We start from the raw sequence: 12,553 nt of genomic DNA on the forward strand, positions 1-12,553 counted from the left end.
CCCGGGCACCGCCCGGGCCGATGCCCTGTCGCCGTATCCCGGAGGACCTCTCTGATGTTGACCATGTATTCGACCAGTTGGTGCGGCTACTGCCATCGACTGAAGTCGCAGTTCGACCGGGAGAAGATCCCGTACGAGGTGATCGACATCGAGCAGGACACCGCCGCCGCGACGTACGTGATGGGCGTCAACGGCGGTAACCAGACCGTCCCGACGATCCGTTTCCCCGACGGTTCGGCATTGACGAACCCGAGCATCGTTCAGGTCAAGCAACGACTCGCCGACCTCGGGGCGAGCTGAGTCGCACTCACGGTCCGTCCGCCGCCATGACGCACGTCGCTTTTGCTAACACGCCCCCCAGCGGACCCCACGAAGGCAGCAACCGGTCCATACTGTTTCGGGCCGCGACGCACAACGCCGCGACATAGGCGGATACCAACGGATCGGGGGGAGTTTCCGGTGCAGCCCGAGCAGCCCATACCCAGTCCGACGCTGCGTCGCCGCCGTCTCGGCAGCGAACTGCGGCGACTGCGGGAAAGCGCCGGGCTCACCGGCGAACAGGTGATCGAGCGGGTCAACTGGGCGTCCGCCTCCAAACTCTCCCGGCTGGAGAACGGGCGCAGCCGACCCGGCGTCGGCGACGTGATGGACCTGCTCGACCTGTACGGCGTCACCGGAGCCGATCGCGACGAGCTCGTCGCGATCGCCCGGGACGCCGGCAACACCCGGGCCTTTCTCAGCTCGTACAAGGTGATGACCAGCCGGCAGCGGGCGTACGCCGAGCTGGAGGCCGGGTGCACCGAGATCCAGGAGTACGGCGCGGTCATCATCCCCGGGCTGCTGCAGACCTCCGCGTACGCGAAGGTGCGGATCATGTCGGCCCGGCCCCTGGTCGGGCCGGGTGACCAGATGACGATCCTGCGCCAGGCGGCCAGCAGCAAGTCCGCCAACCAGAAACAACCGGCCGGTGCCCGCCGCCAGGCCGACGACCCCGACACCGAGGTAGCGGCCCGCCAGTCGCGGCAGTCCATGCTGCTGCGTGACAACGGGGTCCCGCGCTACACCGCGGTGCTGGAGGAGTCCGCGCTGGGGCTGCGCTGCGGCCCGCCGGACGTCATGGTCGCCCAGCTGCAACACCTGCGGGCCATGGCCCAGCTCGACAACGTCACGCTGCGGGTGCTGCCGCCGGGCGCGACGGTCGCCTCCTGGTACCTGTCGGAGACCGCCTTCTCGATCTACCACTTCGCCGACCCCGAGGATCCCAGCGCCGTCGCGATCGAGACCCTGGCCGCCGACATCATCGTCAACGACGCCCCCGTACTGGAACGCTACGGCCAGGTCTTCGACTGGCTCTGCGAGGCCGCCCGCAGCCCGGCGGAGTCGATCGACTGGCTCGCCGAGGAGATCGCCCGGCACGTCGCGGCCGGTGCCACCGAGCTCAGTGCCGTCGGTGACGACGAACCTTCCCCCGCCACCCCTGCCCCGCTGTCCCCGCCGGCCACCGGCGGGACAGGCCCCGGCCGACCGGCCGGGCCGCCGATCCAGCGTGGACCGCGCGAGCGTCCCACGCGCCGGACCGAGCAGGCGACACCGGAGTGACGGTGTGCCCTCGCCGGTCCGCTTCACAGCAAGGAGCAGGAATGAACCCAGCAGATCAGTCCGTCGTGCGGATCGTCGGCGGCGCCTCGCCCACCTGGCGCACCAGTAGCCGCAGCCAGAGCACCAACTGCGTGGAGGTCGGGGAACTGGCTGGTCGCAGTACGCCGGTGCTGATGCGCGACAGCAAGGACCGGTCCGGGCCGGTGCTGTCGTTCGACCGCACCACCTGGCGTGAGTTCATCGACAGCGCCAAGGACGGCGAGTTCGACCTGAGCTGACGGGCCGGTCGAGCCGGGTGGCCGCCGCCACCCCGACCCGGCTCGGTTCCCGCACCCAGCAGCGCGTGCACCGGTGTCGATATCCCCCGAACGGGCACCGGAGACAGGCCGATCGTCAGGTTTAACCGGTCTGCGATCCGGGTTCTCCCCTTATCGAGACACTCGATGGAAATTCCAGACAAGGATCTTTCGCGCGAGAAAATTTCGCATGCGGAATCGTCGCGGAACCTGTCGACTGTCCGATCATCGGTCACGGTTCCCGGAGTCGCCCATGCGATATCTGATCGTCCGCACGGAGATCCGCGCGGTCGCCCACCACGAACTCGTCACCGCCGTCATCGACGGTCGACGTGTCCGCGACGAACAGACCACTCCCGAGCAACGCCGACAGACGTTGCGCGCCACCGACCGCGAATCCGCGATGCGGCTGGCCCGCGCCCTGTCCACGGTCGGCTCGGTCCGCTCCGGCCGGCACCGGGTCAAGGTCGTTCCGGTGCCGGGCGATCCGACACCGACCGCGCCGCACTAGCTGCGGCCCCCGACGACCGTCGTCGCACCGGCCGGCCCCCGCCGCAGGGCGCGCCCGCCGCCACCGGGTCACGACGGTCCATGGCTTCGGCCCGTGGGCATCGCGGCAACGGTGTCCACGGGCCGGGGTCAGGCTGACAACAGGATCACCGGCCCGACATCCAGGGTCAGGCCGACACCCAGCGGCGGATCAGGAAGGCGGCGATCGACGCGGGTCCCGCCAACTGCACCTCGAATCCGTCGCCGGCATCGACCCGCTCCCCGGCCAGCACCGCCGCGAGCTGCGCCCGGGTGAACCAGTGGGCCCGCCGGATCTCCGCCGGATCCACCCGGACCGGCTGTTCGGCGTCGACCAGGCCCAGATAGCCGAGCATCAGCGTGCCCGGGAACGGCCACGACTGGCTCGCCACGTACGTCAACCCGGTCAACGTCACGCCCACCTCCTCGGCCACCTCGCGGGCCGCAGCCGCCTCCGCCGACTCGCCCGGCTCGACGAACCCGGCCAGGCAGGAGTAGAGCCGCCCCGCCCCGGCACCGGGCCGGTCGTGGTGGTTGGCCAGCAGACACCGGCCCGCCGGCCCGGCGACCCCGTCGGTCACCAGCACGATCACCGCCGGATCGGTCCGTGGCCAGTGCCGGGTGCCGGCGTCGTCGACCCGTGTCCAGCCGCCGTCGGCACAGCGGGTGCCCAGACCGGTCGACGACGCGTACGGATGCCGGGCATGCCAGCCGGCCAGCGCCGCCGCCGTCGTGAACAGCCCGGCGTCGCGGTCGCCGAGCAGGTGACCGACCTGCCGTACCGTGGCCAGCCGGGCACCGGCCGGCCACGGGGGCGACCCCGGTGACGGCTCCAGGGGCGCGTCGACGGCGAAGTACGGGGTGCCGTCGTCGTCCGTACCGAGAAAGATCCGCTGCTGCGCCGGCACCGCCGGCGCACGGTCCGCGTCGAGCAGAACCAACGCCACCCCGGCCCCGTCGTCGCAGACCACCGCCGGGCCGCCGGCAGCCGAGTCCACCACCAGCACCCGGGCCCGCGGCCACGCCTGCGCCAACCACTGCGGGTCGGTCCGGTGCCGCGCCGCCCGGTCGACCGCGCGCCGGGCCAGCGCCGGCTGGTCAGCCGGATCGCCGGTCGCGCCCTCCGGCGGCGGTACGTCGCTCACAGTGCGGTGCCGGGCAGCTCGACCTGCGTCAACGCGGCCACCGGCCCGGCGATGCGTGCCACGTCACCGAGCACCACACCCGACGCCCGCGCCGGCGCCAGGTAGCGGGTCGCCGCCTCGGCGACCTCGTCGCGGGTGACCGACGCCAGCCGGGCGATGTGCTCGGCGAGGAACTCCAGCGGCAGACCGAACCCGGCGTACGTGCTGGCCAGGCCGGCCAGCCCGGCCTGGGTGGACATGCCCAGCTGCAGGGTGCCGACCGCGTACTGCCGGGCCTGCTCCAACTCCTCGGCCCCGGGCGGCAGCGCCGCCAGCCGGCCCAGCTCGTACATCGTCTCCAGCAGCGCGGGAGCGGTCACCTCGGTCGCCACGTCGGCGGAGAGCATCAGCACCGAGCCGGCGATCGAATGCTCCACCATCGAGTACGGGCCGTAGGTGTAGCCCTTGTCCTCCCGGATGTTCTCCACCCAGCGGGACGAGAAGTAGCCGCCGAAGACCATGTTGGCCAGCTGCAACGCCGCGTGGTCCGGGTGCCGGCGGTCCACCGCCGGCAGCGCGATGCGCACCGACGACTGCACCGACCCCGGCCGGTCGACCAGCAGCAGCGGTGCCGGCCGGGGATCCGGTGCCGGCGGCAACGTCACCTGCCGTCCGACGGTGGACCAGCCGGCGAGCGCCTGCTCGGCGACGTCCAACGCCCGCTTCGGGGCCACGTCACCGACCAGCACCAGGTGCGCCCCGGCCGGCTGCACCCGCTCGGTGTGCAGCGCCCGCAGCGCCGCCGCCCGGACCGCCCGGACCTGCGCCACGGAGGGCGTCGGCTCGGCGTACGGGTGCCGTCCGTACAACCGGCGGGTCAACGCCGTCCGGGCCAGATGCGCCGGCTGGCTCAGCGCGACCTGAATCCGGTCGGCGAGCCGGTCCCGTTCGATCGCCACCTCGTCGGCCGGGTACGTCGCACCGGTCAGCACCTCGCCCAGCAGTTCGAGCATCCGCCGCAACCCGGTGACCAGCCCGGCACCGGAGATGAGCAGCCGGTCGGCGTCGAGCCCGGCGGCCAGTCCGCCACCGACCGCCTGCAGGTCGGCGGCGAGTCGCACACCGGAGCGCTCGGCGGTGCCGGAAAAGATCGTCTGCGACAGTACGGTGGCCCGGGCCAGCGGGGCCCGGGCGAACGGCACCCAGAGCCGGACCTCGACCAACGGCACCGTCGCCCGGCGGATCGCGATCACCCGCAGCCCGGTGTCCAGGGTCCGCTCGGCCACCGTGGGCACCGGCGGGGTGCGGGTCGGCCCCAGCGCAGGCAACGGCCGCCGGGGCTGCGGCTGCCCGGCCGTACCGGCGGCGGTCACCAGGCACCTCCCGCAACGATCTCGAGCACGGCCCGCCGATGCGGACGTAACGTGGCGGCGGCCTGCCTGATCTGCTCCTCGGTGACCGCGCCGATCAGCCGGGGCAGCTCGTTGATCAGCTCCGGGGCACCGCGCTGCTGCTCCAGCACCGCGATCCGCAGTGCGCGGCCGAGCACCGCGTCGGTGTCGCGCAGCAGGTGGGTCGCCATCCGGGCCTTGACCCGGGCCAGCTCGCCCCGGTCGAAGCCGTCGGTGACGAGCCGGTCCAGCTCCTCGTCGACCGCGGCGAGCACCCGGTCGGCGTCGCCGCCGGGCGGCAGGTGCGCCTGCAGCACCAGCACCGTCGGATCCCGTACGTCGAACGGCTCCCCCTCGAACGACAGGTAGCCGCCGACGCTGGTCACCGACCGGTCGACCCGGACCAGCCGGTCCACCAGCCGCGCGGCGTCGCCGTCGGTGAGCACCTCGGCGAGAACCACGTACGGCAGGTAGCCGGGCAGGTCGTCGATCGGGTCCGGCACTCGCCAGGCGACAGCGACCGCCGGCAACGGCGCCAACGCGTCGGTGTACGTCGTCCGGCGTTCGCCGGTCAGGTCGGGCTCGGTGAAGCTGGGCCGGGGCGGCGCGGGCCGGGCCGGCACGTCCCCGAAGTGCCGTTCGACCAGCGTCGTCGCCTCGGCGACGGAGACGTCGCCGGCGACCGCGAGCACCGCGTTGCCGCTGGCGTAGTAGCGGGTGAAGAAGTCGGCGGCCTCGCCGACCGTGGCGCTCTCCAGATCGACGAAGGACCCGTAACCGTCGTGCGCGTTCGGGAAGCTGTCGAACATCACCGGCGGCAGCAGCAGCCACGGGAACCCACCGTACGGTCGGTTGAGGACGTTGACCCGGATCTCCTCCTTGACCACGTCGACCTGGTTGCGCAGGTTCTCCTCGGTCAGCTGTGGGCCGCGCATCCGGTCGGCCTCCAGGAACAGCGCCCGTTCCAGCGCGTTGCTCGGCAGCACCTCGTAGTAGTCGGTGTAGTCGAGGTGGGTGCTGCCGTTGAAGGTGCCGCCGGAGCCCTGCACGTGGCGGAAGTGCGCCAGCTTCTCCAGGTTGGCCGAACCCTGGAACATCAGGTGCTCGAACAGGTGCGCGAAGCCGGTCCGGCCCGGCGGCTCGGAGCGGATCCCGACGTCGTAGACGACCGCGACGCCGACCACCGGGGCGCTGCGGTCCGGCGCGACGACCACCCGCAGACCGTTGGCGAGGGTGAACCGTTCCACCGGGTACGCGGTCGCCGGGATCCGCACTGCACGTGGTGCCACGCCACCGACCCTAACCTGTCGCCGCCGACCCGTGCCGCACCTGAGCCCAACGAGCGCTACTCGACACGCACCGATGCGTACAGGTCCTCGACCATCCAGTCGAGGTGACGGTGGGTGCCCGGGATCGACAGGAACAGCACGGCCGCCGTGGGCCGCCCCACGTCGATGCAGGCCACCGCCACGAGTTCGTCGGTGGCCTGCAGCCCCGGCTGGGTGAAGTGCAACCGGAACACGGTCAACCAGGCGGGCCGACCGCCGATCGCGGTCCGCTCGTCACGGATCAGGTCCGCGCGGTTGGGCTGCGGGTAGTACTCGGCGCGGACGTCGGCGGCCACCTGCCGGCCGATGCATTCCAGATCGACGGTGAGCGCGTCGTTGTCGGCCACCGGCACGGCGGCGGACAGGATCGAGGCGTGGTAGTCGCTGAACCCGTTGTACTGCGCCTCGGTGACGAAGTGCTGCCCCACCTTGTACGGCACCTGCAGCGAACCGGCGTTCCACACCGCCCGCCACGGCTGCCACGGCTCGCCGTAGCTGGTGTAGGAGATGCCGGCGTCCGGGTCGACGGTGCGTGGCCCGGTCGGGTCCGGCAGCGCCGGCCCGGGGTCGGCCGGTGGCGGCGGTTCGCTCGCGGTGGGGGTGGCACCGGCACAGAGCTGCGCCAGCGGCGGCCGGACGTCGTCCGGCGGCGGCGGGGTCCGGAACGGATCCGGGTTGCCGCTGAGCACCAGCGCCAGGACGGCCACCAGGCCGACGGCCAGCACGGCCGCGGCGGCACCGCCGAACCACCACAGTCGCCGGTTGTCCGACCGTGGCGGGCCACCGGGCGGACCGGCCGCCGGTGGCGGCTGGGGCACCCCAGCACCGCCGGCCGGCGGGGGGTACGGCAGGCCGGGACGGGTGACCGCACCGGCGGCCCAGTCACCTGGCCGGCTGACCGCACCGGTGGCCCGGTCACCTGGCCGGGTGACGGCTCCGGTGGCCCGGTTCACGGCGGTCCCGGGCGGCGGCCGGTCCGGTAGCGGCGTGGCAGACATCTTCCTTAGTGAAACACCTGTGGTCGCGTACCCGGGCAGGGCCCTGGTCAGCGTGGCGGGGCCGCGTCGATTCCGGTCGTCGCCGGCGAGTGCTGCGGCGCGCGCATCTCGACCACGGACGGACTGGTGGTGGCCGCCGGTCCGACGTACCAGGGGGTGAGGACGGACGCCAGCGCCAACGCGACACCGAGCAGCGCGACGCCGACCACGAAGAGGACCTCCCTCGTCGCACTGGTGTCGGCGGCCATCTCCACAAGACCTCCTGCCGGGGTGACGCTCGGCGAGCCCCGTACTCGCGCGCCATCGACAGGATCCCGGCAACGCCCGTACCGTGCAGTCGGCCATCGGACGAAAAGCGTGGATGTCTCGCGGATCCGCACGACCGGACGATCATCGGCACGGTCCGTCCGGACCGCCCGGTCAGCGACACAGCCGGACCCGTCCGGCCGTACGGCCGACACCCGGCTGGTTACGGCCTGCGACACCTGGCAGGTTACTGCCGGCGAGCAGCCGTGACGAGAGGTGACCAGTGAATCACGGCACGACAGGTGAGCGGAAGTCCCCACCGGGGTAGGTGGCCAGACAGGCGCCGGACCACGAGGTCGGGCGACCGCCGACGACGAGGAGACGCCCGTGACGGACCAGTTGGCGGAGACCGCCGCCCGGCCGGTACCCCCGTTCACCGACGGATACCCGCAGATCGCCGACCACGGCCTGATCGGCGACGGACAGACCGCCGCCCTGGTCGGCGTGGACGGCACCGTACGGTGGCTCTGCCTGCCCCGGTTCGACGGCCCGGCGCTCTTCGCCGGCCTGCTCGACACCGACCGGGGTGGTGCCTGGACACTGCGTCCCGCCGGGCTGCGGTCGGTACGCCAGGAGTACCTGCCGGACACGGCGGTACTGCGTACCGAGTTGCACACCGCCACCGGCAGCTGCGAGGTCCGCGACGCGCTGCTGGTGGCCGGCGCCAGCGCACCGACCGGCCCGGCCGGGTTCGGCACCGCCTGCGGTGAGCTGGCCCGGCTGGTCACCGTCACCCACGGCGAGGTGGACCTGGAGATCGGGCTGACCGGCCGGGGCGGACTGCGCTCGCGCGCCGACACCGACCAGATCCACCTCGAGTTCCCGGCCGGCGACGGTACGCCGCTGCGGCTGACCGCCAGCCGGCCGGTACCCGGACTGGACCGGCTGGCCGGCCGGGTGCGGCTGACCGCCGGCGAACGGCTCGGCCTGGTGCTGCGCTGGGCCGACGGGCAGACCCGCCACACCGACGCCGAGCAGGTGGCGGCCGCGCTGGACCGTACCGCCGACGCCTGGCGGGCCTGGGCCAGGGAGATCACCTACCGTGGCCCGTACACCGACCTGGTCCGCCGCAGCGCCATCACGCTCAAACTCTGCGACGACCACGACGGCGGCGCGGTCGTCGCCGCGCCCACCTCGTCGCTGCCCGAGGCGATCGGCGGCGAACGCAACTGGGACTACCGTTTCACCTGGGTCCGCGACGCCGCCTACACCGTGTACGCGCTACGCCGGGTCGGGATGGCCAGCGAGGCCGACGCCTTCCTGTCCTGGGTGCTGCGCGCCTGCACCCAGGACGGACGCCCCCGGGTGCTCTACACCCTCGACGGCACCGCACCGCCGACCGAACACCTCGACCCGCAGCTCGCCGGCTACCGGGGTTCGCGGCCGGTGCGCTGGGGCAACGCGGCCGCCGACCAGATCCAGCACGACGTGTACGGCGAGATCCTCGACTGTGCCTGGCAGTGGGCCCGCGCCGGCGGTGAGCTCAGCGACCAGCGGTGGGCCAGGCTGACCCGGTTGGGCCGCTCGGCGCTGGAGCACTGGCGTACCCCGGACCACGGCATCTGGGAGATCCGTCAGGAGGGCCGGCCGTTCACCTACTCGGTGGCGATGTGCCAGGTCGCGGCCGACCGGATGGCCCGGCTGGCCACCGCCACCGGCCGCCGCGACGAGGTGGAGCCGTGGCGGCGGGCCGCCGCCGAGATCCGCGACACGCTGCTCGCCGAGGCCTGGGATCCGGTCGCCGGGCACTTCACCGAACACCTCGGTCAGCCGGGCACCGTCGACGCCAGTCTGCTGGCGCTGCCGCTGCGCCGGGTCGTGGACCCGGCCGACCCCCGGATGGTCGCCACCGTCGACGCCGTCGTACGCCGCCTCGGTGCCGGCGGCGACCTGCTCTACCGGTACCTGCCGGACGAGTCGCCCGACGGGCTGGCCGGCCATGAGGGGGCGTTCCTGCTCTGCTCGTTCTGGTGGGTCGACAACCTGGCCGGCAGCGGCCAGCTGGACCGGGCGACCGAACTGTTCGAGCGGCTCTGCGCCCGGGTCAACCACGTCGGGCTGCTACCCGAGCAGATCGACCCCGCCACCGGCGCGTTCCTGGGAAACTTCCCGCAGGCGTTCAGCCACATCGGGCTGATCAGCAGCGCGGTCAATCTGGCCCGGTACGGAGGGAGGCGCCCGTGACTGCGACCGTGATCGTGCTCGGTGCCACCGGTGACCTGACCACCCGGTACCTGCTGCCCGGCCTGGCCCAGCTGCGGGAGCTGGGGCGGCCCGTCGACGGGCTGCGGATCATCGGGGTGGCCCGCGACGACATCGACGAACGGCAGTTCCGTCAGCGGATCAGCGTCGCCCTGCGCGAACACGCCCCGACGGTCGGCAACCGGGCCCGCGCGGCGCTGGCCGACGACGCCGGCTACCTGCACGGCGACGTCACCGACCCGGAGGTGCTGCAGGCGGCGCTGCGGGCCGCCCGTACCGGTGGGTCCGCCAGCCGGGGCGACGACGCGGTGGTGGTCTACCTGGCGCTGCCACACGGGCTGTTCGAACCGGTGGCGGTCGCGCTGGGCCGCTGTGACCTGCCGCCCGGTATCCGGGTGGTGGTGGAGAAACCGTTCGGCGAGGACCTGGCCAGCGCCCGGCGGCTGAACACGGTGCTGCACCAGGTGCTGCCCGACGACCGGGTGTTCCGGGTGGACCACTTCCTGGCCAAGCAGACCGTGCTGAACCTGCTCGGGCTGCGGTTCGCCAACCGGGTGCTGGAGCCGCTGTGGAGCAACACCCACATCACCGGCGTCGACATCGTCTTCGACGAGACGGTCGACGCCCAGGGCCGGGCCAGCTACTACGACCACGCCGGGGCGCTGCGGGACATGGTGCAGAACCATTTGCTGCAGCTGCTCACCCTGGTGGCGATGGAACCGCCGCTGACCATCGACCCGGCGGACCTGGCGGTGCGCAAACTCGACGTGCTGCGGGCGGTCCGCCCGATCCGGGACACCGACGTCGACCACTGCACGCTGCGGGGCCGCTACACCGCCGGCACGGTGACCGGCCGGGGCGGCGAACGGTCGGTGGCCGGCTACGTCGACGGGCCCGGCGTCGACCCGGCCCGGGGCACCGAGACGTACGCCGAGCTGACCGTCTACATCGACAACTGGCGGTGGTCGGGAGTGCCGTTCCGGCTGCGTACCGGCAAGGCGATGGCCGCCGACCGGCGGGAGATCGTGGTGCGGTTCGCGGACGTGCCGCACGCGATCTTCGCCGACCGGGACAGCCAGTGCAACGAGCTGCGGCTGCAGCTGGACCCGGACCGGATGTCGTTGAAACTCAACGTCAACGGCATCGGTGACCCGTTCGACCTGGAACCGGTCGAACTGGTCACCGAACTCGCCCGCCAGGCGCCCAGCCCGTACGGCCAACTGCTGATGGCGATCATCGAGGGCGACACCCGCCTGTCCGCCCAGGCCCAGGAGGCCGAGGAGAGCTGGCGGATCATCGAACCCGTGCTCGACGGCTGGGCCGCCGGGCGGTCACCGCTGCGGGACTACCCGGCCGGCAGCACCGGACCGCGACGCTGACCCCGCCGGCCGGCGGCGTCCGCCGGGGCGGCGGGCCGGGCGACGGGCCCCGCCGGAGCCGGCGGCCTGCGCCGTCGGCCGGGCGGGCGGGGCGGCCAGGGTGACCGGCACGCCGCTGGGCGTACGGGCCCCGGTGACCCGGGTCAGTTCCGCGTCGACCGGGCCGACCCGCGCCGACTGCGGACGGATCCGCGCCGCCGCGAACAGCCGGTCCACGTCGCGGCGCTGCTCCGGCAGGACCAGGGTGGCGACCACACCGGTCGCGCCGGCGCGGGCGGTCCGCCCGCCCCGGTGCAGGTAGTCCTTGTGGTCGGCCGGCGGGTCCACGTTGAGGACCAGGTCGAGGTCGTCGATGTGGATGCCCCGGGCGGCGACGTCGGTGGCGACCAGCGCGGTGACCTGCCCGGAGCGGAACTGCTCCAGGATCCGGTTGCGCTGGCCCTGGGACTTGCCGCCGTGCAGGGCCGCCGCGCGCACGCCGGCGGCGAGCAGCTGGCGGGCCAACCGGTCGGCCCGGTGCTTGGTCCCGATGAACATGATGACCCGGCCGTCGCGGGCGGCGATCGCCGCCGCCGTGGCCGGCTTGTCGGCCGCCGACACGTGGAACAGGTGGTGGCTCATCGCGGCGACCGTCGCCGTACCCGGGTCGACCTGGTGGGACACCGGGTTGCTGAGGAAGTCGCGGACCAGCCGGTCCACGCCCCGGTCCAGGGTGGCCGAGAAGAGCATCCGCTGCCCACCGGGCGCGACCTGGCGCAGGATCATGGTGACCTGCGGCAGGAAGCCCATGTCGGCCATCTGGTCGGCCTCGTCGAGGACCGCCAGGGTGACCTGGTCGAGGCGGCAGGCGCCCCGGTTGACCAGGTCGTTGAGCCGCCCCGGGGTGGCCACGACGATCTCCGCGCCGGCCCGCAGCGCGTCGGCCTGCCGCTGCAGCGACAAGCCGCCGACGACGGTGACGCAGCGCAGCCGGGCGGCTCGGGCGTACGGTTCCAGCGCGGCGGTCACCTGCTGGGCCAGCTCCCGCGTCGGCACCAGGACCAGCGCCAGCGGCCGGCCGGCGGTGGCCCGGCGACCGGCGGTACGGGCCACCAGCGGCAGCCCGAAGGCGAGGGTCTTGCCGGAGCCGGTGCGGCCCCGGCCGAGCACGTCGCGGCCGGCCAACGAGTCGGGCAACGTGGCGGTCTGGATGGGAAACGGTGCGGCGATGCCGTTGGCGGTGAGGACCGCGCACAGGTTCGCCGGTAGGCCCAGGTCCGCGAAGGACGGGGTCTGGGCACGGGACAACGTGGTGGTGCTCATGATCGGGTCAGCCTTCCGCTGGTTTGGCACGTAGCGAGGAAGGCGCGACGGCGGCCGGGCCGCCAGCGGTCACAAGCACGAACCAGGTGTGTGTCTGCCG

12 protein-coding genes are annotated in these 12,553 nt (G+C 73.2%); 6 read left to right on the forward strand and 6 right to left on the reverse strand.

Annotated elements, in window-relative coordinates:
- Nucleotides 1-54: 54 nt before the first annotated feature.
- The 4 genes from O7608_RS29640 to O7608_RS29655 all read left to right on the forward strand — a co-directional run bounded on the left by O7608_RS29640 (nucleotide 55) and on the right by O7608_RS29655 (nucleotide 2,406).
- Nucleotides 55-300, forward strand: coding sequence for a mycoredoxin (locus tag O7608_RS29640; protein ID WP_282225713.1), 246 nt, complete (start codon nucleotides 55-57; stop codon nucleotides 298-300).
- 159 nt (nucleotides 301-459) lie between these two features.
- Nucleotides 460-1,599: a helix-turn-helix domain-containing protein gene (locus O7608_RS29645; RefSeq protein WP_289207682.1), complete on the forward strand. Its 1,140-nt coding sequence runs from the start codon at nucleotides 460-462 to the stop codon at nucleotides 1,597-1,599.
- A gap of 41 nt (nucleotides 1,600-1,640) precedes the next feature.
- Nucleotides 1,641-1,877 (forward strand): DUF397 domain-containing protein, encoded by a 237-nt coding sequence (locus tag O7608_RS29650; RefSeq protein ID WP_282225711.1) that lies wholly within the window; start codon nucleotides 1,641-1,643, stop codon nucleotides 1,875-1,877.
- Between the two features lie 271 nt (nucleotides 1,878-2,148).
- Nucleotides 2,149-2,406, forward strand: coding sequence for a hypothetical protein (locus O7608_RS29655; RefSeq protein WP_289207683.1), 258 nt, complete (start codon nucleotides 2,149-2,151; stop codon nucleotides 2,404-2,406).
- A 166-nt stretch (nucleotides 2,407-2,572) separates the two neighbouring features.
- Here O7608_RS29655 and nudC read toward each other — a convergent pair whose 3' ends face one another.
- Genes nudC through O7608_RS29680 form a run of 5 tightly spaced genes read right to left on the reverse strand, consistent with a single transcriptional unit; the run spans nucleotide 2,573 to nucleotide 7,512 of the window.
- On the reverse strand, nucleotides 2,573-3,568 hold the full coding sequence (gene nudC, locus O7608_RS29660) for an NAD(+) diphosphatase (protein WP_289207684.1): 996 nt from the start codon (nucleotides 3,566-3,568) through the stop codon (nucleotides 2,573-2,575).
- Nucleotides 3,565-4,920 carry a M16 family metallopeptidase gene (locus O7608_RS29665; protein ID WP_289207685.1) on the reverse strand — a complete coding sequence of 452 codons (1,356 nt, stop codon included), beginning with the start codon at nucleotides 4,918-4,920 and terminating at the stop codon, nucleotides 3,565-3,567. The genes nudC and O7608_RS29665 overlap by 4 nt, the downstream gene beginning before the upstream one ends.
- Nucleotides 4,917-6,227, reverse strand: a complete 1,311-nt coding sequence (locus O7608_RS29670; protein WP_289207686.1) for a M16 family metallopeptidase — start codon at nucleotides 6,225-6,227, stop codon at nucleotides 4,917-4,919. The genes O7608_RS29665 and O7608_RS29670 overlap by 4 nt, the downstream gene beginning before the upstream one ends.
- A 56-nt stretch (nucleotides 6,228-6,283) precedes the next feature.
- Nucleotides 6,284-7,264, reverse strand: coding sequence for a hypothetical protein (locus O7608_RS29675; protein WP_289207687.1), 981 nt, complete (start codon nucleotides 7,262-7,264; stop codon nucleotides 6,284-6,286).
- Nucleotides 7,265-7,311: 47 nt separating this feature from the next.
- A complete protein-coding gene (locus O7608_RS29680) occupies nucleotides 7,312-7,512 on the reverse strand; it encodes a hypothetical protein (protein ID WP_289207688.1) in 201 nt (66 codons plus the stop codon).
- A 385-nt stretch (nucleotides 7,513-7,897) separates the two neighbouring features.
- Here O7608_RS29680 and O7608_RS29685 point away from each other — a divergent pair, with 385 nt between their 5' ends.
- Together O7608_RS29685 and O7608_RS29690 are read left to right on the forward strand one after the other, a co-directional pair.
- A complete protein-coding gene (locus tag O7608_RS29685; RefSeq protein ID WP_289207689.1) occupies nucleotides 7,898-9,754 on the forward strand; it encodes a glycoside hydrolase family 15 protein in 1,857 nt (618 codons plus the stop codon).
- Nucleotides 9,751-11,151: a glucose-6-phosphate dehydrogenase gene (locus tag O7608_RS29690; RefSeq protein ID WP_289207690.1), complete on the forward strand. Its 1,401-nt coding sequence runs from the start codon at nucleotides 9,751-9,753 to the stop codon at nucleotides 11,149-11,151. Before O7608_RS29685 ends, O7608_RS29690 begins: the two co-directional genes overlap by 4 nt.
- Here the strand turns inward: O7608_RS29690 and O7608_RS29695 are convergent.
- Entirely contained in the window at nucleotides 11,104-12,453 is a 1,350-nt protein-coding gene (locus O7608_RS29695) for a DEAD/DEAH box helicase (protein ID WP_289207691.1), read from the reverse strand. The genes O7608_RS29690 and O7608_RS29695 overlap by 48 nt on opposite strands.
- Nucleotides 12,454-12,553: the final 100 nt, after the last annotated feature.

This window comes from Solwaraspora sp. WMMA2056 (assembly GCF_030345095.1).
Classification (GTDB): domain Bacteria; phylum Actinomycetota; class Actinomycetes; order Mycobacteriales; family Micromonosporaceae; genus Micromonospora_E.

Coding starts and splice junctions, on each gene's coding strand:
- O7608_RS29680 (WP_289207688.1), bottom strand. CDS start 7,512: ATGGCCGCCGACACCAGTGCGACGAGGGAGGTCCTCTTCGTGGTCGGC.
- O7608_RS29675 (WP_289207687.1), bottom strand. CDS start 7,264: ATGTCTGCCACGCCGCTACCGGACCGGCCGCCGCCCGGGACCGCCGTG.
- O7608_RS29640 (WP_282225713.1), top strand. CDS start 55: ATGTTGACCATGTATTCGACCAGTTGGTGCGGCTACTGCCATCGACTG.
- O7608_RS29650 (WP_282225711.1), top strand. CDS start 1,641: ATGAACCCAGCAGATCAGTCCGTCGTGCGGATCGTCGGCGGCGCCTCG.
- O7608_RS29655 (WP_289207683.1), top strand. CDS start 2,149: ATGCGATATCTGATCGTCCGCACGGAGATCCGCGCGGTCGCCCACCAC.
- O7608_RS29695 (WP_289207691.1), bottom strand. CDS start 12,453: ATGAGCACCACCACGTTGTCCCGTGCCCAGACCCCGTCCTTCGCGGAC.